This is a genomic window from Pedobacter mendelii (assembly GCF_014635725.1).
Taxonomy (GTDB): domain Bacteria; phylum Bacteroidota; class Bacteroidia; order Sphingobacteriales; family Sphingobacteriaceae; genus Pedobacter; species Pedobacter mendelii.
In genome coordinates this window covers 124,673-149,369 of sequence record NZ_BMDJ01000006.1, presented here as the reverse complement: position 1 = coordinate 149,369, position 24,697 = coordinate 124,673, and the positions used below count along the sequence as shown (strand labels likewise).

The 24,697-nt window shown below is 34.6% G+C and carries 18 protein-coding genes; 11 read left to right on the top strand and 7 right to left on the bottom strand.

Features of this window, described 5'->3' with window-relative positions:
- Positions 1-6: 6 nt before the first annotated feature.
- From IEV50_RS12315 to IEV50_RS12295, 5 genes are read left to right on the top strand one after another with little or no spacing between them, the layout of a single operon-like run.
- Positions 7-3,585, top strand: a complete 3,579-nt coding sequence (locus tag IEV50_RS12315; RefSeq protein WP_188414715.1) for a response regulator — start codon at positions 7-9, stop codon at positions 3,583-3,585.
- Positions 3,586-3,599: 14 nt separating this feature from the next.
- Complete coding sequence (locus IEV50_RS12310) at positions 3,600-3,971, top strand: response regulator (RefSeq protein WP_188414714.1); 372 nt, start codon at positions 3,600-3,602, stop codon at positions 3,969-3,971.
- 1 nt (position 3,972) lies between these two features.
- Positions 3,973-4,791 carry a CheR family methyltransferase gene (locus tag IEV50_RS12305; protein WP_188414713.1) on the top strand — a complete coding sequence of 273 codons (819 nt, stop codon included), beginning with the start codon at positions 3,973-3,975 and terminating at the stop codon, positions 4,789-4,791.
- Positions 4,776-5,363 carry a chemotaxis protein CheB gene (locus IEV50_RS12300; protein WP_188414712.1) on the top strand — a complete coding sequence of 196 codons (588 nt, stop codon included), beginning with the start codon at positions 4,776-4,778 and terminating at the stop codon, positions 5,361-5,363. Before IEV50_RS12305 ends, IEV50_RS12300 begins: the two co-directional genes overlap by 16 nt.
- Before the next feature lie 23 nt (positions 5,364-5,386).
- Positions 5,387-5,752 (top strand): response regulator, encoded by a 366-nt coding sequence (locus IEV50_RS12295; protein WP_188414711.1) that lies wholly within the window; start codon positions 5,387-5,389, stop codon positions 5,750-5,752.
- 296 nt (positions 5,753-6,048) lie between these two features.
- On the opposite strand, the gene IEV50_RS12290 is transcribed toward IEV50_RS12295, so the two are convergent.
- Together IEV50_RS12290 and IEV50_RS12285 are read right to left on the bottom strand one after the other, a co-directional pair.
- A complete protein-coding gene (locus IEV50_RS12290; RefSeq protein ID WP_188414709.1) occupies positions 6,049-7,863 on the bottom strand; it encodes a hypothetical protein in 1,815 nt (604 codons plus the stop codon).
- Positions 7,864-7,924: 61 nt separating this feature from the next.
- A complete protein-coding gene (locus tag IEV50_RS12285; RefSeq protein WP_229746721.1) occupies positions 7,925-9,643 on the bottom strand; it encodes a hypothetical protein in 1,719 nt (572 codons plus the stop codon).
- Positions 9,644-9,862: 219 nt separating this feature from the next.
- On the opposite strand from IEV50_RS12285, the gene IEV50_RS12280 reads away from it, so the two are divergent.
- Positions 9,863-10,585, top strand: coding sequence for a heavy-metal-associated domain-containing protein (locus tag IEV50_RS12280; RefSeq protein ID WP_229746720.1), 723 nt, complete (start codon positions 9,863-9,865; stop codon positions 10,583-10,585).
- 55 nt (positions 10,586-10,640) lie between these two features.
- Here the strand turns inward: IEV50_RS12280 and IEV50_RS12275 are convergent, their stop codons facing one another.
- Both IEV50_RS12275 and IEV50_RS12270 read right to left on the bottom strand, forming a co-directional pair.
- Positions 10,641-11,168, bottom strand: a complete 528-nt coding sequence (locus tag IEV50_RS12275) for a YfiT family bacillithiol transferase (RefSeq protein WP_188414705.1) — start codon at positions 11,166-11,168, stop codon at positions 10,641-10,643.
- A gap of 111 nt (positions 11,169-11,279) precedes the next feature.
- Positions 11,280-12,677 (bottom strand): aldehyde dehydrogenase family protein, encoded by a 1,398-nt coding sequence (locus IEV50_RS12270; protein WP_188414704.1) that lies wholly within the window; start codon positions 12,675-12,677, stop codon positions 11,280-11,282.
- A 205-nt stretch (positions 12,678-12,882) separates the two neighbouring features.
- Between IEV50_RS12270 and IEV50_RS12265 the strand changes: the two genes are divergently transcribed.
- From IEV50_RS12265 to IEV50_RS12245, 5 genes are all read left to right on the top strand, one after another.
- Entirely contained in the window at positions 12,883-14,067 is a 1,185-nt protein-coding gene (locus IEV50_RS12265; RefSeq protein WP_188414702.1) for a hypothetical protein, read from the top strand.
- Between the two features lie 182 nt (positions 14,068-14,249).
- A complete protein-coding gene (locus IEV50_RS12260) occupies positions 14,250-16,637 on the top strand; it encodes a S9 family peptidase (RefSeq protein WP_229746719.1) in 2,388 nt (795 codons plus the stop codon).
- A 653-nt stretch (positions 16,638-17,290) separates the two neighbouring features.
- A complete protein-coding gene (locus IEV50_RS12255) occupies positions 17,291-17,923 on the top strand; it encodes a peroxiredoxin (protein WP_188414700.1) in 633 nt (210 codons plus the stop codon).
- 14 nt (positions 17,924-17,937) lie between these two features.
- Positions 17,938-18,246, top strand: a complete 309-nt coding sequence (locus tag IEV50_RS12250) for a thioredoxin family protein (protein ID WP_123207128.1) — start codon at positions 17,938-17,940, stop codon at positions 18,244-18,246.
- A complete protein-coding gene (locus IEV50_RS12245; RefSeq protein WP_188414698.1) occupies positions 18,246-18,494 on the top strand; it encodes a DUF6952 family protein in 249 nt (82 codons plus the stop codon). Before IEV50_RS12250 ends, IEV50_RS12245 begins: the two co-directional genes overlap by 1 nt.
- A gap of 402 nt (positions 18,495-18,896) precedes the next feature.
- Here the strand turns inward: IEV50_RS12245 and IEV50_RS12240 are convergent, their stop codons facing one another.
- The 3 genes from IEV50_RS12240 to IEV50_RS12230 form a co-directional block, all read right to left on the bottom strand.
- Positions 18,897-21,482: a phosphoenolpyruvate carboxylase gene (locus IEV50_RS12240; RefSeq protein ID WP_188414695.1), complete on the bottom strand. Its 2,586-nt coding sequence runs from the start codon at positions 21,480-21,482 to the stop codon at positions 18,897-18,899.
- Positions 21,483-22,099: 617 nt separating this feature from the next.
- On the bottom strand, positions 22,100-23,647 hold the full coding sequence (locus IEV50_RS12235; protein WP_188414693.1) for a DHA2 family efflux MFS transporter permease subunit: 1,548 nt from the start codon (positions 23,645-23,647) through the stop codon (positions 22,100-22,102).
- Positions 23,648-23,654: 7 nt separating this feature from the next.
- Positions 23,655-24,692 (bottom strand): HlyD family secretion protein, encoded by a 1,038-nt coding sequence (locus IEV50_RS12230; protein WP_188414691.1) that lies wholly within the window; start codon positions 24,690-24,692, stop codon positions 23,655-23,657.
- Positions 24,693-24,697 lie beyond the last annotated feature (5 nt).

Genomic DNA, 24,697 nt, shown 5'->3' with positions numbered 1-24,697 from the left:
AAAATAATGAAAACAACGCTTAAAAATAATTTACGTTTAGGCCTTGGCCTGTCACTAATTATTCTTTTTATCAGTTCGCTCGCTTCTTATGTAAGTATTAGGAACTTGATTAAAAGTACAGACCTTGTAAAGCATAGTGATGAAATTATTCTAAATGTAGAAGGCGTAATATCTACGCTTAAAGATGCAGAAACCGGCCAAAGAGGATATCTTTTAACAGGGAATAGAATTTTTTTAGTGCCTTATAATGGCGCATCTGATAAGTCGCTCGTTGCCCTAAACAAAATTGCTGAAAGTACTAAAGATAATCAGCAACAGCAAAGAAGTATTGCAGAATTAAAGGACATAATGATTCGTAGGTTGGCCATAATAAAATCTACAATTGAGATAAAATCTTTGGGTGGAAAAGTAGACCCAACAGTTCTTTTTCAAGGAAAGGTTTACATGGATCAGGCTCGTGCAGTTGTAAATCGTATGGTTAAAGAGGAGCAAAGGTTGCTCGAAAAAAGAAGCATTGAATTAAATAAACTAACCTCATATACACCCATTCTTATTGTTTTTGCAGCTATTTTGGCCATTGTAATAACTTTATTCTTTTACAGAAAAGTATCTGTTGATTTTGATGAGCGGATTAAGCTGCAAAAAGAAATTGAAGATAAAAAATACGAAATGGAGAAACGTATTCTCGCCATCAAAGAAATCGCACAGCAGATTTCAAATGGTAATTATGGCGTTACTTTGGATAGTCAATCTCGGGATGATATTGGTGAACTTTCAGAATCGTTAAATACAATGTCTTCATCACTTAAAAAATCTTTTGATACACTGGCTGAAAATGAATGGTTACAAACAGGCGTTGCAAACCTTAATGTTAAAATGGTTGGCGAAAAAGATGTTTTTCATTTGGCTGATGACATCATCGAATTCTTGGCAGCTTATACGAATAGTCAAATAGGTGCAATTTATTTGCTTAAGGAGGATAGTTATCTTTATCTGGAGGGACAGTATGCCCTGCAAGGGGGAAATTTGGCAGAATCTTTAGCTTTAGGAGAAGGATTAATTGGGCAGGCAGTTAAATCCGGGAAACAAATTCTGCTAAACGAAATTCCGCAAGGCGAATTAACAATTACTTATGCAACTGGAAACATTAAACCAACTCAGTTATTGGTTTTGCCTATTGTTAGAAATGGCATTTCCATTGGCGGATTAGAGTTGGGAACAATCGGCACCTTTTCCGATTTACAATTACACTTTCTGAATTTGATTTTATCTGATGTAGGTACCGCTCTGTTAGGTGCTCAGAATAGATTAAAACTTCAACAGTTATTAGAAGAAACACAAGCGCAATCAGAAGAGCTTCAGGTTCAACATACCGAGTTAGAAGGGATGAATGCTGAGTTGGAGGCACAAGCACAAAAACTTCAGGCATCAGAAGAAGAATTAAGAGTGCAGCAAGAAGAACTGTTGCAAAGCAATCAGGAACTTGAAGAAAGAAGCAGTTTGCTTGAGGAAAAAAATGAACTTATTGAAGAGCGGAATGTAGAAATACAGCAAAAAGCCGAGGCGCTTGAATTAAGTACCAGATATAAATCAGAATTTCTGGCAAATATGTCGCACGAGTTGCGCACACCTTTAAATTCAATTTTGCTTTTATCAAGACTAATGGCCGAAAATGAGGCAATGGATCGAGAGCATCAGGAATATGCAGAAGTGATACAGAGCTCAGGTCAGGGTTTGTTAAATTTAATTGATGAAATTCTAGATTTATCGAAAATTGAAGCAGGTAAGATGGAATTAGATCGGGCCAATATTAAAGTTGATGAGATAATGCTGAATATGCGTTCTTTATTCAATCCTGTGGCAAGAGATAAAAAATTAAAATTGGTTATTGATAAATCAGACGGTACCCCTGAATATTTCCATACAGATAAAATGCGATTGGAGCAGATTTTGAAAAACCTCCTATCAAATGCAATTAAATTTACAAATCAAGGCTCGGTTACTTTAAATATAGAAAAGAATGAGAACTTAAATGCTATTATTTTTAAAGTAACAGATACAGGTTTAGGTATTGCCCCAGATAAACAGGCAATGGTATTTGAGGCTTTCCAACAGGCCGACGGTTCTACAAGGCGAAAATTCGGTGGAACAGGCTTGGGTCTTTCCATAAGTAGAGAACTGGCTAAATTATTAGGTGGATATATCGATTTAAAAAGTAAAGAAAACCAGGGAAGTACTTTTACTTTAACACTTCCGATAGATAAGAATAAAGGCTTTGAAGACATTGAACACCCTTTAGAAAAGGTTGTTAATGTGGAACTTATTCAAAAAGCTACTCGTTTAACGGTACCTAATATTCCGCAAGAAATTGAGGATGATCGTGATAATATTGAGCCAGATGATAAGGTGATTTTAATTGTTGAAGATGATACTCCCTTTGCTAAAACGTTATTAGATTTTACTAGAAAAAAGAATTATAAAGGCTTGGTAGCTGTTAGAGGAGATGTAGGTATTGAAATGGCGAAAGCTTATAAACCTTTGGCCATTCTGCTGGATATTCAACTACCAGTTAAAGATGGATGGCAAGTGATGGAAGAACTAAAAGCAGACCCTGATACTCGCCCCATCCCTGTTCATATTATGTCGTCTTTACAAGTTAAAAAAGAAAGTTTATTAAAAGGTGCTGTGGATTTTATAAACAAACCTTTTGCTTTTGAGCACATGCAAGAAATTTTCCAAAAATTGGAGCATGCTTTAAGCCGACATCCAAAAAAAGTATTAATCGTTGAAGAAAATGAGCAACATGCAAAGGCATTAAGCTATTTCTTAGGTAATTTTGATATTCAAACTGAAATTGTTAATCAGGTTGGTGATAGTGTTTCAGCACTCCATAAATCTGATGTTAATTGTGTGATTTTAGATATGGGTATCCCTGATAAACATGCGTACGAAACTTTGGAAGTGGTAAAGAAAACCCCAGGTCTTGAGAATTTACCAATAATTATTTTTACCGGAAAAAGTTTATCTAAAGGTGAAGAAAGCAGAATAAAACAATATGCAGATTCAATTGTGGTAAAAACTGCTCACTCTTATCAGCGTATTTTAGATGAAGCAGGATTATTTCTTCACCTCGTTGAGGAGAAAAATAAAGATCAGGCTAAAGCACCTAAAAAGTTTTCTGAACTTCAGGATGTATTGAAAGGGAAAACGGTTTTGGTAGCTGATGATGATGTTAGGAATATTTTTTCGTTAACAAAAGTTTTAGAACAACATCAAATGCATGTTTTAACTGCTACAGATGGAAAAGAAGCACTTAAATTGTTGAACGAAAACCAATCTGTAGATGTTGTTTTAATGGATATGATGATGCCCGAGCTTGATGGTTACGAAACCACAAGTGCAATAAGAGAGGATATTAAATACAGAAATTTGCCAATTTTGGCTGTTACAGCAAAAGCAATGATGGGAGATAGAGAAAAATGCATTGCTGCAGGTGCGTCCGACTATATAAGTAAACCTGTAGATATGGATCAGTTGGTTTCCTTGCTTCGTGTTTGGTTATATGAAAATCATTATAATTCTTAATCCTATTTTTTTGTATGTCAAAAAAGTTAATTCTCATCATTGATGATGATAACAGAAATATTTTTGCGTTAAAAGCGGTTCTTAAAGCTAAAGGTTTTGAATGCTTATCTGCTTTAAGCGCACAAGAAGGCTTCTCCATTATGGAAGAAAACAAAAATGTTACCATTGTGTTAATGGATATGATGATGCCTGATATGGATGGTTATCAAGCTATGGCGGCGATGAAAAAATCAGAAAAGATGCGAGATATTCCGGTTTTGGCAGTTACCGCGCAGGCAATGGTTGGAGATAGGGAACAGTGCTTAATTGCCGGGGCTGCCGGTTACGTATCAAAACCGATTAATGTAGATGAATTATTAACGCAAATAGAAAAACTTACTAAATAAAGTGATTGGTGATGTTATAGATAACGAACAAGTTGAAACACTGCTTAATGATGTACTGGAAGCACATGGCTACGATTTTCTAGAATACTCGCACGCATCAATTAAAAGAAGAATTTCACGGCTATATGCTTTAGATAATTTTGTAAGTTTCGCTGAGTTTAGATATACAGTTAAAACAGATAAGCAATATTTCAAAAGATTTTTGGAAGAGATTACGGTCAATGTTACAGAAATGTTTCGCGACCCAAGTTTTTATAAAGCATTACGTAATGAAATTTTGCCAACGCTGGGTACATATCCATTCATTAGAATATGGGTTGCAGGTTGTTCTACCGGAGAGGAAGCTTATTCATTAGCAATCGTTTTAAAGGAGCTGAGCTTACTTAATAAATCGCTTATTTACGCTACCGATATAAATCCTTCTGTTTTGGAAAAGGCAAAAAAAGGAATTTTCCCTTTAAATTATTTAAAAAGTTATTCAGAAAACTATTTGCAATCGGGAGGGTTAAAAGATTTTTCAACATATTATTCGGCTAATTATTCATTAGCGAAATTTGATGAAACCTTGAGCGGGAAAATGATTTTTTCTACGCATAATTTAGTTTCCGACCATTCATTTAATGAGTTTCAATTGATTTTATGCAGAAATGTTTTAATCTACTTCGATAAGGACTTACAGCATAAGGTTTTTCAATTGTTTGATAATAGTTTGGAACAGCTTGGTTATTTAGCATTAGGTAGTAAAGAAAGTTTAGATTTTTGGCCGAAAGCAAAGCAATATAAAAGGATAAGGACAGAAAAAATATGGAGGAAACTTTAATTCCGAAAAAGTGTAGTGCTTTAGTTATCGGTGGCTCTGCTGGTAGTCTTGATGTGTTGCTCGAAATATTTCCGGCATTAGATAAAGAAATTAATTTTCCGATTATTATTGTTACTCATCGTAAACCTGGTAACGACTCCTTACTTACAGATTTACTTCAAAACAGAACACAATTAAAAGTAAAAGAAGTAGAAGAAAAGGAAAAAATATTGCCAGGTACTGTTTATATAGCACCTGCAGACTATCATTTATTATTAGAACACAACAAAACATTCTCTTTAGATTATTCAGAAAAGGTTAATTACTCAAGGCCCTCTATAGATGTTACTTTTCAATCTGCTGCGGAGATTTTCGCAAGCGAATTAATATGCATTTTATTGTCGGGCTCAAATAACGACGGCGTTGAAGGATTGAAAGCAGTAAACAATTTTGGGGGCTTAGTGGTTATACAGAATCCAAATACAGCAATAATGCCATACATGCCACAGCAAGCAGTAATAAACATAAAAAAAAATGTTATTTTAGATGCCTTTTACATGGCAGATTTTATAAATAAATTAGCAAAAAGGTAGAAACTGTTCTATAAAGTAAATTAATGGCTGAAGCAAAAAAAATATTCGTTTTTGATGATAATAGAGATATTTTAGACTTATGTACCTTTATTTTTGAAGATGCTGGTTATGAAATTAAAACATCAGAAAGTGCAAATGATATCGAGAATCAAGTTGCAGCTTATATGCCCGATATTATTTTTATGGATAATTGGTTACCAGATTTAGGTGGAATACAGGCCACCAAGGCAATTAAGAACAACCCGGATTTAAAGCACATTCCTGTTATATATTTTTCTGCAAATAATGATATTTCGGCATTAGCAGATGAAGCTGGTGCAGATAGTTACTTATCAAAACCTTTTGATATTGAAGCTTTAGAAGAAATTGTTAAAAAGCATTTAATCTAATTTTCTCTCAAAATTCTTGTATTCAAATCCAATTCCTGTAAATATTATGTATAAAATAATTATAGCAATATCTTGATAAAGCAAATCAAGCAGGTTGTTTAGTATTTAACTGCTTAAATGAGATTTGGGAATTAAATTGAAAAGCCTTTTTAAGCACAATTGTAGAAAAGTGTTGTTAAACCTAATTTTTTACCAATTAGTAAATTATAAAATAGAATTCTGAAAGGAAAAGAAAACTGACAGTAACAAGAGCAATAATCATATTTTAAATTTACGGTTAAGAGCATAAAATCCTATCACCTTTCATTTTTAGGTTGATTTTCTTTTTGTTGGCGCCGCTCTAATCTGCGTTTTTTGCGTAATTGGTGACTTGTTTTCATTGCTTTAAACTTTGCAATATGTTCACGCATTTCGTTCTGCTTTTCTTCTGTAATGCCAACACTATGTTTAATGCCGATAAATAGGCTTTTCCAAATCATACTAAAAAAAGATGTGTTTTGTGGCCGCTCATAATTTACGGTTGCAGAAACAAATTTGCCATCGGGACCAGGGTTTTCGGAATTTATAATTAATGCATTCGCTAAAAAGGAAATTAAACCTCTTTTTACTAAATGATCTTTTTCAGGGTCGTTTTTCATTAATGCAACAGATAAATCAAAGTATGAAAAATCAACTGTTCCTTTAGCTCCAAAATCATCAGCTTTGAAGTTAAATTTAAGATTATCTACATTACCTCTGTTAATTCTAACTAAGCCCAAAGGTTTTGTTATTTGGTTTAAAACCCGAGCATTAAAATTTTGTAAAACGCCTTTGTATGAAAAATCGCCGCTATTAGCAGCCAAATTAAATTTAAAGTCAATATCTAATTTTCCTTGTCCCAATAAATAAGTGCTTAAATTTGCCTCCATTATCGGGCTAATAACTTTTACTTTATCAATATTTGTTGCGTTGCTTATAATGCCTGAAGTGTGTTCAAAAGAAATTTTGCCTCTTTGCTGACTTTCCTTATTATAAATTGCATAACTAATATCAACATCTTTAAGCTGTATCTTATCAACCAAAATTGGCGCACCTAGTTTCTGCAACAGCTGATGAGGAAATTTTCCTATTCTACTTTCTTTCTCGCGTTTCGGTAAACTATTATTATTAAAAACAGCAACAAAACCATTGGCAATTGCCATTTCCTTTGCTCTTAATTCTTGCTTGGATATGTAAAGTGGTAAGTTGATTCCATTTAAGGAGATATCGTTCATTAAAATATCAAAACGGTCTCTCGCATATCTTGCAACTTGCCCAAATTTCATCTCATCATATAAAGGTTCTAGCGCAAATTTATTTATTCTCAATCGTCCTGTCGATGCTCTGAAATCGAGTTTATTTAGTTTAATATTATACATTTTATCAGGCGTTGCGTAATTATAATCCTTCAGGTTAATTACTACATCTTTCAAAAGGTATATTCTGGTAGGATCATCAAAAGAAGTTGAATCAACAAGTAAATCTACTAAGGTGATGTTTAAATCATCAATAGAAAAAACAGTTGGTTTTGCTACGTTTTTATTAATATATTTAAAGCTGGCATCTTTAAATAAAATGGAATTAATACTAAATTCTTTTAAACTTTTCGAAATAAACGCATAAGGAGATTTGATGAGCTTTGGGGCTCTGTTTTCATTAAAATCTAACTGTCGATTAACCATTAAAACTTCAGGCTTATCAAATAAAACTTCTTCAATTTGCAATTTATGTTCGCGATACATGGTTAACGGATGAAAATGCTTTACAACTAATTTTTTCAACGAAACTGTGTAAAGATTGTTCGGTGCTCTTTTTAAAGCAATAAGTGCTTTATACCGATTAGTATCAGGAGTAATTTTTACATTCTGTAAAGTTGCGCTTCCAGTTAAGATATTTGTGCTCACTTTAGTAAAACTGATGGTATATAAGCTATCAGTAGATTTGTAAAGCAGTGTTTTTATTTGTGTTGTTAGTAATGGGCGAGATTTTATATTTAAATACCATGCTATTGATGCCAGTATTGTAGCTAAAATTAAAAATATACCTACTGACCACTTAATAAATTTATAACGATATTTCTTTTTATCAGGCATTTAACGAAGGGCTTTTTTATTAGCAATATACATTTAAAACGCATTTGTTAAAAATGTGTTGCTAATTTTTCTCTTGTTTTGCTTGGCGGGTTGCCTTTCTGTCAATCCTTTTTTGTTCTCTTACTTTCTTCGCTATAACTTTTTGTTGTTTTACAGGGTTTTTTTCTGGAATAATCCCAACACCTACAATATCTTTTATTCCTACAAAAACTGTCTTCCACATTAAGTTAAAAAAGGATGCAGAATTAATCCTGTTATTTGTCATGATGGCTGTTCTCGCAATCTCACCCTTTTTAGGATTATCATTTTTTACTAAAATTGTATTGGCTAAAAATGATAATAGTCCTTTTTTATTCGTTCCTTCTCCGTCAATATTATCAGATAGTAACTTCACTTTTAAATTTGTGTAAAGCATATTCATTGAGCCACTTGCCATTCTTAAGTTTCCATTTGCCTTAAAGTCTATATGCTGTATATTGCCAGTTTCAATTTCAATCAATCCAAGGTTTTTAGATAAAGAATTTAATTGCTTCATGTCGAACTTCCCTAAGCTTCCGCTGTAGGCAAACGCACCGTTTTTATCTGTAAGGTTGAAATCTATTTTAACATTAAATTTACCCGAACCCATTAAAAGTGTGTTTAAGTTTGCAACGGCATGATTGTTTGTTGCTAATCTCAAACTATCATTGGTAACGTTAAGGATATTTCCGGTTAACGATTTAAAATTGACAGAACCAATTTTCTTACTTGAAGGATTATATTCTGAATATTTTAAATCAATGTTTTTTAGTTTTAAGGTATCAATAATTGTTTGAATATTTAACCTTTTTAAAGCCATGTGCGGATAGTTTTTACCTTTATCAAATCCTGGAGGAGGAGGCGATTCGCGGCTCATAAAAACCTCAACCTTTGCCGAGCCAATTTTTAAAGATCTTGCATAAAGTTTTTGCTCGGTATTTAAACCGATAAAATCTACACCATTAAATTCAACTTCATCAAAAGCTAAATTATACCTGTCTTTTTGAGTTTTATATTTTCTGGTAAATGTTAACTCAGGATACAATGGAATAAGTTTGAAGCCTTTAATCATAATTTTTTTTTCTGCGGCAGAACCGCTAATCGTATCAATCCTCATCGAATACATTTTATCCTTGGTGATGGATTTATATCCTGCGAGTTGAAAAGAAATATTTTTTGTGTAATAAAATCTTGATGTATCTTTTCCTGATAATGAATCCAATAAAAAATCTTTGACCGTTATATCAAGGTGTTTAATAGCATTTTTAGTTTTCTTAAGTCCACTATTATTTATGTAATCAAAATCAGCATCAACAATTTTTATAGTGTTAATATGTATTGATTTAAAGGTTTTGGAGATTTGTTCATAAAGAGATTTTTTAACTTCGGCAGTATCCAGTTTTTTAGGCACTTTATTAAAAACCATATTTATTGATGGCTTATCTAATTTAATTTGGCTTATGACTACCTTTTTTTTAAAATATGCCGTTAATATTCCAACTCTCGTAATTTGTAGTTTCTTAAGTTTTACTTTAAAAGTGTGCGCAGGAGCTAGACTCTGCTTTTTTAAACTATCGAAAACTAAAGTATCTGGTGTAAGCGTAACATCGCGAAGCGCTAAACTTCCAGTAATTACATTTATATTAATACTTTTGAAGTCGATATTATAAAGATGATTTGAGCCATTATAAACGCCTTGTTTAATTTTTTCGGTTAGTAAAGGTTTCCAGTGAGCATTTAAAAACATTGCTCCAAACGCCAATATTAAAATTATTGATCCGAAAACGCATCCTATCCAAATCCAAAACCGGTTTATTTTTTGAGCTGTCATTCATCTAAATTATAGTTTATTAACAGATATATGGTGTAAAGGTTTTTATCGTCTTTGCCGAGGCGAGAAAGGCAAAAATTTTATAACATTTTATGATTATTCTGTAACGGTTCTCGCTTGCCCTTTGGGTAAGTTTGTATAAATATTTTAATGATGACACATACCTATCAACTTACTGGCATGACCTGCGGTGGTTGCGAAAATAAAGTTAAAAATAACCTTTTGGTTTTGGACAATGTAACATCGGTTGAAGTTTCGAAAGATAATAATTCTGCAACGATTAGTATGGATAAACAAGTTGGTTTAAACAGACTTCAGCAGGCTTTGGGCGGTATTGATAGTAAATATCAAATCTCTACTACAAAGCAAAATGAGATGCTTGAAGAAACAAAATCGTGGGTAGCAATTTATAAACCAATCTTATTAATTTTCGGTTATGTAACAGCGGTTTCATTGGTTGTTTCCTGGCAAGATGGCGGTGTAGATTTCATGGTTTTCATGAGAATTTTCATGGCTGGTTTTTTCCTTACTTTTTCATTTTTTAAGATGTTAAATTTAAAGAGTTTTGCCGAAAGTTATGCGATGTACGATATCGTGGCGAAGAAATTTGATGCCTGGGGATATATTTATGTCTTTATTGAACTCGGTTTGGGATTAAGTTTTGCGCTTAACTTATTACCATTGGTAGTTAATTGGGTTACATTAATTGTGATGACAGTGAGTATTATCGGCGTTTTAGAAAGTGTTTTGAACAAGAAAAAAATTCAATGCGCTTGTTTGGGGGCTGTTTTTAACTTGCCCATGAGTACAGTCACAATTGTGGAAGACGCTATTATGATTGCAATGAGTGCCGCGATGTTGGTGATGATGTAGAACTAAATCCTACATTCCTTATTTTACCATGTTAGGAACTTAAGAAAATATTAGCTTAGCCATTCAAAATCGTATTTGTAATATGGGCCAAATGATGTTTCCCATGCCAGGCATACATCCCTAGCATATTCGCCAAAGTAAATTCTTTATTTTGTGCAGGGTGAATATATTTTCTTTGATAATCTTCAATTTTTATGGTATTAAGAAAAGCAACCCATCGCTGATGTAAACTTGTCAAAAGTAAAATAGACATCTTAATATTACCATTTTTGGCCTCTTCAGTTTCTGCCCAACGCTCTTCATAATATGGCCTTACAATAGGAATATCTTCTGTGATGGCTTGCTTAAAGCGGATATACGCATTCAGATGACTATCGGGAATGTGGTGAACAACTTGTCTTAAAGTCCAGCCATCAGGACGATAAGTTTTATTTAGGTCGTCTTCAGTTAGGTTTTGACACGTCATTTTAACTTGATTAGGCAAATCTTCAATTTCTGAAATCCAGATTTTGGCTTGTTGCTCATCAAATATTGCTGGCATAATAAATTGCCCGATTGGGTATTTAAGTTGTTCTAACTCCATAACACCAAAATAGAATTTTTTAGAAGAATTATAACGAAGTATTTTCACCACATAAAAACGGAATTGTAATTTCCATTATCTTAAAAATGCTAAAATCCTTTAATTCTGGTCTTACAGTATTTTCTTCAACCATTTTAGCAAACCCGTTTTTTCGTTGTAAGGTGGATAAATCATTTTGGTTAAGCCAAATTTTGATTGAAAAACCACTGCTCTTTCGTGTGAGAAGTTTTTAAACCCAAAAATCCCATGGCAGCTTCCAATACCGCTATTATTTACGCCACCAAAAGGTAAGTTTGGATTGCTGATATGAACCAGGACATCATTAACACAAGTTCCGCCAGCACTGGTTTCACTAATAATTTTTTCTTGGTTTTTAGCACTGTCCGAAAAAACGTAAAGTGCCAAAGGTTTTTCTTTTATATTTACAAAATCGATGGCTTCTTGTAGGCTAGTGTAAGTGACTATTGGTAAAATCGGGCCGAAAATTTCTTCTTGCATTATAGTATTTTCAGCAGAAACTGAAGTTAAAATAGTGGGTTCGATTGTCAAATCCTCTGCGCTAGTTTTGCCTCCCCAATTAAGCTTGGCTCCATTTTGAACCGCGTTTTCAATTAAGCTGCTTAATCGCCGAAACTGCGTTTTGTTGATAATCTTTCCATAAACGCTTTTGTCGATTCCTGCTTGATTAAAAAACATTTTTTCCACCGCAGCTTTATAATACTCAACAAATTTATCTTGAAGGCTTTCATCAATTAAAACATAATCTGGCGCAATGCAGGTTTGCCCGGCATTGACCAATTTTCCCCAGGCAATTTTCTCCGCGGTCTTTTTTAAATCACAAGTTTTATCTACAATAACTGGCGATTTCCCCCCCAATTCCAATGTAACCGAAGTAAGATTTTTGGCCGCTGCAGCCATTACTACTTTACCAATAGCAGTGCTGCCCGTAAAAAATATATGATCGAAAGGAAGTTTTAATAAGGCTGTTGAAACTTCTGCATCGCCCTCAAAACAAGCGATTTCTTCTTTGGTAAAAGTTTTGGAAATAATTTTATTTATAATTCCAGCTGTTGCACTGCTTAATTCTGATGGCTTTAAAATCACACAATTCCCGGCAGCAATCGCCGAAATTAGCGGACTCATAATTAATTGAAAAGGATAATTCCATGGTGCAATAATTAAAGAAATACCTTTTGGTTCATAGTAGATTTTATTTATAGCGAAAAGATTGCTCATTGTTTTACCAACCGATTTTGGTTTCATCCAGCTTCTCAAATTTTTAACAGCATGATCTATTTCGGCATAAGTAAAAAATAATTCGGTTACAGCGGTTTCGAATCGGCTTTTGCGCAAATCCATTTCCAAAGCTTTGTAGATTTCCTCTTCAGCATTTTCTAAAGCTCGTTTAAGAATTTTAAGTTTCGTAATCCTGGTTTTAGCATCCGTTTTACGTAAATTAAACTTGTGTTTCTGTTGTAAATCGAAAACTGATTTTATTTTTTCTTCCATAATTACTAACACTTGTCTTTCATTTAAGGAGTGCTTGCGGTGCGGCAGGCAAGAAAATATATGGCTTATAAGGTTGTAGAAGTTATATATATCTTTAATGATTAACTGATATCATATCATTCTGTTTAAATTTAGTTAAAATAAACTCATTTCATTAAAAATTCATTCATTTAAAGCATATTGCATTAATTTTTAAATATCATTAATGAAGAAATTTTTTTTCGGTTTCGCACTTTTAATTCCCCTAATTATCCATGCCCAAACCATTAAAACGGATGTGCTGGTTATTGGAAATGGAGATGCTGCTTTGGCCGCCGGAATCCAATCTTACAAATCAGGAGTTAAAACGCTAATTCTAACGCAATCTCACGGTTTTAGCAGTCAAAATAATTTTTCTACGCAATCAATTGTAGTCCAAAATTTATTTAAAACCTTAGCAGACTGGAAGGTTAAAAAGCTTAAAAAACCAATCGAGCCAATTTCAAAATCAAAGGCTAAAGACACCAAAAAACCAATTGATAGTGCAGCGCTTTTAAATATTATTGATACCTTAAAATACACAGAAATTAAGCGTTCTGGTAATGGATGGACATTAAATTTGAGCAATGGTCAGGATTTAAAAGCTAAAATTTTGGTATTTGCCGATGAATCTGGAATGCTTTTAGCTAATTTAAAGGTTAAGACTTTAGCCACTGCCGAAACTACAGTTTTAAGTTACGATAGAAATCTGTACAGAACTACAATTGCTGGTCTAAATGCTACAGAATCCCATTATCTATCTTTATACAACTTACTCATTCCGAATCAAGAAAACTTATTGTTTATCCCACCAGAGAATGTAGAAATTGGTTGGGCTGCAGGAGCCACGGGAGCATATTCCGCTTTCTTCGATACTAAAACAAGTTTATCAAATTTAAAAAGAATTCAAGGCGAACTGCTCAGCTACAAACTTGCTTTAATGCCTTTTGAAGATGTTAAAGCTGCCGATTCTAATTGGTTGGCTCTACAAAAAATAGGCATTACGGGCATTTTAAAAGCAGAAATTAGAGCTGGAAAAGCCTATTTCAATCCAGAGCAAGAAGTTAAGTATAATGAAATAAAGCAGCCTATTAAAGATTATTATTACAAGGCACAAATCTGGTTTGATGACAATAAAAATATTCCCATTAATTTAGAAAATACCATTTCTTTGGTTTGTTATGTAGGCAATAAAGCTATCGATGCAACAAAAGCAGAAATTGAAAAAAAATGGAATAAGAATTATAAATTCTCATCTAAATTCGATTTGAAAAAGGTTTTGACCCGTAGAGAATTTTCTGTTATCACCAACGAATATTTAAAGCCTTTCGATGAAGTGAATGTAGATAAAACCGGGAGGGTGATTCGATAGTTATAACTGTAATAGTTGTTTGCCAAGTAAGCACAGAATAGGCGTAAACTATAATTTTTAATTCTTTGCTTTCCATGTCTCCGTGGCAACACATTTATGGTTATTAAATGGTTGTAACATTTCCATTTCCTTACTGATTTAATTATTGCATTATCTAAATTGCAGCATCTCAAAAAAAATTCATGAAGAAATATTTACTTTTCCTTTTGCTTTGTACAAGCGAGTACACTTTTGCACAACAAATTGCTCCATTAACAGTCGAAAAGATTATGCGAGACCCAAAATGGATGGGAATTGCACCAACAAATTTCCGTTGGACAGCTGATAGCAAAACTCTATATTTCAATTGGAATCCAGAAAATAAGACGAAAGAAGAATCGTATAAAATTTCCGTTTCCTCAACAAAGCCTGTAAAAGCAATAGATAAGGAAGATGATAAATTATTGAGTTTAAACTACGTTTACAATAAAGATAAATCGCTTGGTTTAGTCGAAAAAAGTGGCGATATCTACCTTCAGAATTTCAAAAAAAAGAAAGAAACTCGCCTAACCAATACAATGGAAAGAGAAAGCAGTTCTGTTTTCTTGACCAATGGAAATGTTGTATATCAACTAGGCGACAACCTTTACCAACTGGATTTAAAAACAGCTGAGACCAAACAAATAACAAATTTTACTAAAGGAAAACCTGCAGGGAGAACTGCTTCAAAACCTGTAACCGAACAAGATAGTTGGCTAAAAACGCAGCAAACCGAACTTTTCGATATCATTAAAAAAAGAAACGCTGAAACCCGTATTGGTAGCGCTCGTGGAGTAAGAGGTCGTTTTGGTACTTCTTCTGCTGATATGAAATCACTAAAACCACTTTATACGGAAGATAAATTTTTAAATGGTGTGGTAATTAGTCCAGATGGGCATTTTATTACTTATAAACTAACCACTCCAGCAACAAACAACCACAACACAATCGTTCCGAATTATGTAACCTCTTCTGGCTATACTGAAGATATTCCGGGTAGAACAAAGGTTGGCGAAAGTGAAAATATATCTCAAGGTTTTATTTACGATACGCAGAAAGATTCTGTTTATTCCATCCAAACGGCAACAATTCCTGGCATAAAAGATATTCCGGATTTTTATAAAGAATATCCTAAACAATTAGATACTTTAAAAAAGAAAAATGCCGATAGGTTGGTTAATTTTTTTGGCCCCCTATGGAATGAAACTGGTAGTACTGGTATTATGGTTGCTGCCTCTACTGATAATAAAGACCGTTGGATTTTAAAATTAGATGCTTCAACAGGAAAATTTAGTTTAATAGACCGCCAACATGATGAAGCTTGGATTGGTGGTCCTGGCGTAAGCGGGTTTTTTCAGGGAAGTACCGGTTGGATTGATAATAATCGTTTTTACTATCAAAGTGAGGCAACTGGATATTCACACCTTTACGTAGCAAACATTGCAACTGGCGATAAAAAACAATTGACTTCGGGTAAATGGGAGGTTCAGTCTGTTCAACTTTCAAAAGATAAAAGCAAGTTTTATTTTGAAGCAAATAAGGAACACCCTGGTATTACAAATTTCTTTAAAATTGGGGTAAATGGTGGCGAACCTGTTCAAATTACAACTATGAAAGGTTTGAATGATATCACACTTTCTCCTGATGAAAAGTATATCGCCATTAATTATTCTTACATGAATAAACCGGGTGAACTATACCTTCAGCAAAATAAAGTTGGTGCAAAAGCTATAAAAATTACAGAATCTACTTCAGTAGAATTTAAATCCTACAAATGGCGTGAACCTGATATGGTATCTTTCAAAAACCGTTATGGTGCCGATGTTTATGCAAGAGTTTATAAGTCTGATAAACCTCACCCAAATCATCCAGCAGTAGTTTTTGTTCATGGAGCAGGTTATCTGCAAAATGTTCATTTTGGTTGGAGCACTTATTTCCGTGAGTTTATGTTTAATAACTTACTGGCTGATAATGGTTATACCGTAATTGATATAGATTATACCGGAAGTTCTGGCTATGGCCGCGATCACAGAACAGGAATTTATCGCCACATGGGTGGAAAAGACTTAACCGACCAGGTTGATGGCGTAAAATTTTTGGTAGAGAAATATGGCGTTAATCCTAAACACGTTGGCTTATATGGTGGTTCTTATGGCGGCTTTATTACTTTGATGGCGATGTTTAATGAATCGGATATTTTTGCAAGTGGTGCGGCATTACGCTCAGTTACTGATTGGGCACATTATAATCATGGTTATACTTCGAATATTTTAAACGAACCATTTAACGACCCAATTGCTTACAAACAAAGTTCGCCTATTTATTTTGCTGATAAGCTTAAAGGTAATTTGTTAATGGCGCATGGAATGGTTGATGTAAATGTCCATTTTCAAGATATAGTTCGCATCTCTCAACGCTTTATTGAGCTTGGAAAAAATAACTGGGAATTGGCCGTTTATCCTGTTGAGGACCATGGTTTTATAGAGCCAAGTAGCTGGACAGATGAATACAAAAGAATATTTAAATTGTATGAAAATACATTGAAGAAATAGGTTTTGTAAAAAAACATCCTTTGCCGCTCCTTGAAAATAAGGAGGGGAACTGGTCATTGTGTGTTGAAAATTTTACCTTACTATTTATACCAGTGGGTTTAACATACCGAACAAAATTTAAATTGAAATTACCTCTGAAGGAATAACTCCGCTACTGTTCTAGCAGGGGCGAGTGGTTATAATTTTAGAAGGCAATTTGCATTTTAAACCCCCAATGTTTATTAGCAACGCATAGGGGGGTGTTAAGTTAAGTTCCTCCCCATGCCTCCTCCAAAGGGATAGCGCCATTACACTCTGTGATGTGTTTTAAGATTTAACAGAATTTTGCGCTCCATGCTGTATGCATCCTTTCTCCCTCGCGGGGGAATTAAAGAAGGGTGCTTTTATCCCAAGAACACCAAACCTTACTTAATTGAGCCTGACAATAGTGATTCCGATTCTTCATCGGATTAACGAATGGCGGAGCCGCAAATTGCCAAAAGCATCGTATATTTATTTAAAATAATTAATATAGCGAAATCTTATATATGAATTAATAATTATAGTTTTTAACTATATCTATATCGATAAATACAATTAACTCTTAGCAAATTCGGGTTGATTGGGAAGTGATTTCTCCGTACCTTTGCAGCATAGAATTAAAGACAAAAATTATGGCAATAGTAGGCAAAAAATTCCCGAGTGTAAGTGTTGATGCAATGTCAGACATGGGCGATGACTTGAAAATCAATGTATTTGAAGAGGCTGTAAATAAGAATAGCAAAGTATTGTTATTCTGGTATCCAAAAGATTTTACTTTCGTTTGCCCTACAGAATTACATGCCTTTCAAGCCGCTTTACCAGAGTTCGAACAAAGAAATACAATCGTAATCGGCGCATCTTGTGATACTAACGAAGTTCATTTTGCATGGTTAAACACACCAAAAGATAATGGGGGTATTGAAGGAGTTACTTATCCAATTTTAGCTGATACGCACAGACAATTATCAGGTATTTTAGATATTTTAGACCAGGAAGTTAACTACGATGAAGAAGGAAACGAATCTTTTTCAGGTTCGAATGTTTCTTTCAGAGCTACTTATTTAATTGATGAAACCGGGAAAGTTTTCCACGAAAGTGTAAACGATATGCCATTAGGTAGAAACGTTAAAGAATATTTGCGTTTAATTGATGCTTATGCTCACGTTCAAAAACATGGTGAAGTTTGTCCTGCAAACTGGGAAGAGGGAAAAGAAGCAATGAGCGCAAACAGAACTGGTGTTGCTGAATATTTAGCTGCTAACTAATTAAATAAAACGGTATGTTTTTAGAATTAACAGAAGATAATCTTCAACAATATTTAGCCGATAACTCTAAGGTTATGGTTCAGTACGCTGCATCTTGGTGCGGTAACTGCCGAATCATGAAACCAAAGTTTAAAAAATTGGCTGCTGAAAATGAAGATGTAGCTTTCTTAATTGTTGATGCCGAGAAACTTCCGAACTCACGCAAATTTGCAAATGTTGATAATTTGCCAACTTTTGCAGCTTTTGAAGGTGGTGCTTTGGTAGACCAGGTGCAAACCAACAAAGCGGAAGGTTTAATCGAACTATTTAACAAGATAAAGTAATGAAGATTCCGGTTATAAGACAGTTATTTCAAAATACGACTCCTGAGCAGTTGGAAACAACGCTAGAAGTTTTAGAGGCTTTTTGCGAGTTTAGAGGTATTAGCGAACACGAGGTTGATGTTGCAGGCGAAATGATTACCAATATTTGCGGTGCACTTGAAGTGCATCAAATGGTAAGCGATGGCGCTGCCGAAAAGGATGCGCTTAATGCATTTGGCCAAAAAGTGATGGGATCGATTGATAGATAACTGTTTGAAGCTTTAATTTGGCTTTATTAAAATATAAATCCCTTTTAGAAATTTAGACTGCTCCCAAAAAGTATCTAACTTTTTGGGAGCAGTCTAAACCGCAAGGGATTTTTTTATGGGTTTTCGTCATTGCTTAAGCCGATTTCTCAGCTGCTGAAACAATCTATTTAGAGAGATTGATTCTTACCTCGCAATGATGTATATCAGTTTTAACCATATAAGAAATTGAAGATTAAGCGTTGGACTTATTTTTCTTAAATGCTTTATATGGTAGATTTTTTTAAGGTATTCCTCTCATTCAAAATAACAAATCTGCAAACAAAAAAGGCTTGTGTTTCCACAAGCCTTGAATATAAATTAAACCTTGTATGTTTTCAAAACCTACGAGGTTTGTTGTAAAAATTACGCCAAATTTCTACCAGCGTTCACAATACCAAACACCGTTCTCACGGCAAGTTTCTCTAAAGCATATTGAACTTTTTCATCCTGATCGTGCTGCAGTTTTTCTAAAGCGAAATGCTGAATTAACACCAGTGGCAAAATAATTCGTTCGCGTGTGGCGATTGATTTCTTATCTACCGGATAGTTTGCCATTAAAGTTGGCTGGCCGGATAATTTTAAGAGCATCTCTTTAGTCAATTCGAATTCGTTATGTAATTGAGTCCAGAAAACACCAAATTCAGGGTCACTGGCCAAATGCGCCGTAATAACAAAGTCTGATTTGCTCATACTCATCATACAGTTATCAACAATTGTTCTTAAATAATCAGAGTCTTCGTAAACCTTAACAACTTTATCCCAGTTGCCAGCTTTTTCCTGACTTTTTAAAGCTTTCCCCATTCCGTAAAAACCCGGAACATTTTGTTTTAACATACTCCATGCTGTAACAAAGCTAATGGCTCTTAAATCTTCTAACTTCATTTCTCCCCCGCCATTTCTTTTTACCGGTCTACTGCTAATGTTTGCTTGAGACAATAATTTCAAGGGAGAAAGCTTCTCTAGATAACTTACAAATAGCGGATGCTCACGTAAATCTACAAAAGCTTTATAACTTTCTTCTGCCATTTCATCGAGTAAAGCTTTATTATCCGCATCTAAAAGGATATTGTGTTTCTCTTTTAATCCAGATGAAATTCCAGCGTTGATAAGCTGCTCGATATTAAATTCTGCACTTTCTACCGAACCATATTGAGAACTGATGGTTTGGCCTTGAACGGTTAATTGCATGTTTTTATTTGCAATTTCTTTCCCCATTGATGCATAAAAACGATGCGTTTTACCTCCTCCGCGAGCTGGCGGACCACCGCGGCCATCGAAGAACGCCAATTGTATGTTGTGTTTCTTAGCTACTGCCGAAAGCGAAGTTTTGCCATTAAAAATAGACCAGTTTGCCATTAAATAACCGCCATCTTTTGTGCTATCAGAATAGCCAAGCATAATGTCTTGTTTGTTTCCACGACTTGCTAAGTGTGCTTTGTAAAAAGGATTGCTGTATAGTATATCCATAATTGCTGCAGCGCCTTTTAAATCGTTAACGGTTTCGAAAAGTGGCACAAAATCTACGGTAAGCGAATCTTTGCTCCAACCATTCCAAAGGAAAAGCTCGATTAATTGTAAAATATCGCTTGCCTGCTGGCAATTACTGATAATAAATCTGTGGCAGGCTTTTTCTCCATTACGTTTTTGAATACCTCTAATTTCTTTAATTGTTTGTATTGTATCATCAATTAAATCATCCGCTTCGGTTGCATAAATAGGTGTTGCCTCTTTGAATGAAATCAATTTTATTTTTTCGATTTCAGAAAGCTTATCATAATCTGTAGGATATAAAGAAGAAATTGGCTTATTCTGGCGGCAGTAAGCATGAACACTTCTCAACACGCGGCTATCCTGACGGATATCCAATGAAGCAAAATAATTGCCATATAAATCAACCTTACGAATTAAATCGTTCACTAAATCCACAAATAAACCATCATGCTCTGTTAGCAAGGTTTCTTTTATTTTGTTCAGGTTTTCCCTTAGTTCATTAGAAATATCATGTAGTTCGCAGGTTTGGTCGAAAGCATTTTTGTACAATACATCGTGTAAAATGGCGATATTTTCTTCCACACCTCTAAACGTAATGCGGCGTTTAATTATTCTAAAATCGCGATAGTAGCAACGGAAAAGAATTTGGCGCAACATTTTAGAAACTTCTAAGGTTGTGTCTGCATGGATATTTGGATTACCATCTCTATCACCACCTGGCCAGAAACCCAATTCTAAAATCTTTTTAGTTTCCAGGTTATATTCATCTAAATTTTGGTCTATTTCTTCCTGAATATTTGCCGCAGCAAAGTAAAAAGTATTTTCTAAAAACCATGCTAAATTTAAAGCTTCATCAACAGGTGTTGGCGATTTTTTGTTAAAAAATGGTGTTTTACCTAGTTGTTGTAATAGCGAATTCATCGAAGTAATGTCATTCGCTCTGATGGCTTTTGTTAAATCGGTTATAATGGCTAAAACACTTCCAGGGTAAAACTGGGTTGGATGCGCTGTTAAAACCAAACGAAGGGAAAGTTCATCAATTAGCTTTTCAATTTTAGCTAGCATTGGTTTATTTTCCGCATTCTTTTTTAAAATAAAAGCCAGCGTACTCTGCTCATCTGTAGTATTTAACTTATTAAAAGAGGCATCTTCTACAGCATCAAAAAGCACAACCTGACGCTCTATGTATTGAATGAATCGAAATAGCAAGTCTATTATATCCTTACGATCGGTATAGCTTGTAAATTTGGCGAAAAACTCCTCTATAATTTGAGCAGGCTTTTGTCCGTTTGCGATGCCATCTTCGCAGCTTTTAAAAAATAATGGCAATAAAGTTCCGGTATCTTTAATTTTATAAAAAGGAAGTGTTAAAAACAAACTGTTAAAGAGTTCGAACTTTGAGATAACCTCATTATTGAAAATGGATTCACGTTGTGTAGTTAAACGAAGTTTAGGCATAGCTTAAGCAATGGTTTTGTATAGCGTAATACTACAAAAAATGCATAAGGTATTAAAATTCTAGAGCTTACAATTTGGATAATTGCAGAATAAAATTTAATTTTAGAATCTTATTTGGCTATTTGATAGTTAAGTAAGAACATTTGCAATGTTTAAGGGCTTTGCATTGATTGTTAATTTTTTGGGTTAAAACAGCCGATGTAATAAAATACACCGGCTGTTTTTGTTTAGCCCTACTTAGCCCCACCTAAATCCTCCCCAGAAGGGAGGACTTTAAGGCAGAAGGATATCGAATTTTGTGATCAATCGCTTTGATTTGGTAATTTTAACCCATTGGGTTAAAACCACTATCTGCTAAATTCCTCTCTTCAGGAGAGGGAGCGCTTAAAATAAGCCAAACTGAAAACTTTCACAGGTTGAGGCTCTTTTTAAGCCCCACCTAAATCCTCCCCAGAAGGGAGGACTTTGAGGCAGAAGGATATCGAATTTTGTGATCAATCGCTTTGATTTGGTTATTTTAAGCCAATGGGTTAAAAACACTATCTGCTAAATCTCTCTCTTCAGGAGAGGGAGCGCTTAAAATAAGCCAAACTGAAAACTTTCACAGGTTGAGGCTCCTAATGTGCATCGGTAACAATATTTGCATTTTTCTTAAACTTTTGCAGATATAGTAACGGAATTGAAAACAGCATAATCAATCCGGCAACCCAATAAGCATCATTGTAAGTTAATAGCATGGTTTGTTTAATTAATGACCCCTCGATCGCCTTCATGGCCATTAATTTCGCATCTACAAATGATGAACCCCGGGACATAAAATTCTGAATCAGGCCGCTTAATTTTTGAGTAAACGCAGGATTATATTCGTTGATGTTGGTTAATAAATTACTTCTATGGAAACCTGCACGAAGGTGAATTAATGTTGTTAAAGCAGCTATACCAAAAGAACCGCCCAACTGCCTGCTCATGTTATTCAATCCCGAACCTTGCCCAATTTCTGGCCCTGTTAAATCCTGCATGGCAAGTGTTGTTAGTGGTACGAAAAGCAAAGCCATTCCAAACCCTCTGATTACTAATGGCCAAAAGAAATCGCCCGTTCCAGAAGCTAGTGTTGATTTACTCAGCATCCAACAAAAAACAAAGAATAAAAACATTCCTCCTGTAGCCATAAATTGCGCAGGCACCCCTTTTTTTAGCATAATACCAATAAATGGCATCATGGAAATGGTACAAATACCGCCTGCAATAAATAGCTTTCCAGTTTGCAGAGGCGTAAAACCTAAAAGATTTTGCGCAAAAACCGGGAAAACAAATACAGAACCATATAATCCAAATCCTAAAATAAAGGAAGTAAACATCCCGATAGAGAAACTTCGTTTTTTCATAATCCGAAGATTAACAATTGGGAATTCGGTGCTTGTTTCTCGCCAAATAAATAACAATAAACCAAAAACAGATGCTACAGCTAATGCTACAATATATGGTGTAGAGAACCAGTCTTCACTTTCTCCCTTTTCTAATAAGGTTTGTAAACTTCCAACCGCCACAGCCAGTAAACCAATTCCCCACCAGTCAACAGGTTTTCCTTTCCCATCTTTTGGTGTCTCTCGAATAAAAGTTATGGTACAGTATGCGGCGAGTATTCCGACGGGAATATTTACATAGAAAATCCAAGGCCAATCTGCTATTTCTAAAATATAACCACCAATGGTTGGTCCAACTGTTGGTCCTACAACCGCACCCAAACCAAATAGTGCTGTTGCAATACCCACATCTTCACGAGGCCAGGTTTCTATTAAAATAGCCTGTGCTGTTGATATTAAACCGCCACCGGCTAAACCTTGTATAATCCTAAATAAAATTAACTCATTTAAAGAGGTTGCGTTTCCACACAAAAATGAGACAAGGGTAAAAACGATAATGGAGGTTAAGAAATAATTTTTACGCCCGAAACGACTACCTAACCAACCCGACATTGGCAGGATGATAACATTCGCAACCGCATAACCAGTAGATAACCAAGCCACATCCTCAAGGGTTGCGCCCAGATTTCCTTGTATTTGCGGAATAGCTACGTTTACGATGGTTGTATCAATCAGCTCTAAAAGAGAGGCTGTGATTACCGTAAAAGTAATAATCCATTTTTTTAAACCTACTTCGGCCATTTTAATATTATTTAGTAGAAACTGATGCTTTTACACTCATTCCAGGGCGCAGTTTAGCAAGCATTTCTTTTGATGGATGGATTTTGATTTTTACTGGAATACGTTGAACAACTTTTACAAAGTTACCTGTAGCATTATCTGGTGGCAATAAAGAACCTTTTGCACCTGTAATCGGAGAAAAATTATAAACTTCACCTTGAATTTTTTCATCAGGATAAGCATCAACTTCGATTTCTACTTTAGAGCCAGTTTTTATTTTCTCCAATTGAGTTTCTTTAAAATTTGCTGTTACATATATACTTCCATCATTAACAATAGAGAATAAGGATTGCCCAGCCTGAACCAATTGTCCTTTTTGAATATTCTTTTTAGATACAATTCCATTTGCTGGTGCTTTTATATCTGTGTATGATAATTGAAGTTTAGCAAAATCGATATCGCTTTGGCGTTGACTAATTACGTTACTGCTTACTGCTAATTGAGATTGAGTTGTACCAACCTGTTTAACTGCAGCTGTGTATTGATCCTGAGCAGCCTGATATGCAGCTTGAGCCGACTCTTGTGTTGCTTTAGCCTGATCAAATGATTGTTGCGTAATTGAACCGTCTTTTACCAAGTTAGCATAACGAGCATAATCTTTATTGGCTAAGTTTAATTTAACTCTGGCTGCTGCAACATTTGCTTTTGCAGTACTTGTATTTGCTTGTGTTGCAATTATTTGGGATTCAGCAACGCCAACTCCCGCACTTGCTCCTTTTTGTCCGGATTGCGCTTGTTCTAATTTTACCTTAAAGTCGCTATCATCTAGCTTCACTAAAACCTGACCTTCGCTTACATGCGTATTTTCTTCGAAACTAATATCTTTTACATAACCACCAACACGAGCAACAACCGGGCTGATATCTCCATCAATCTGTGCATCATCTGTATCTACGTGCTTGCTAAAATAATTCCACTCTGTGATACCAAAAACGATACCTATTATTAGTAAAATACCTAAAATGATGGGTACTACCTTGCTCTTTTTTTTATTTTCAGTTGTCATTGCTG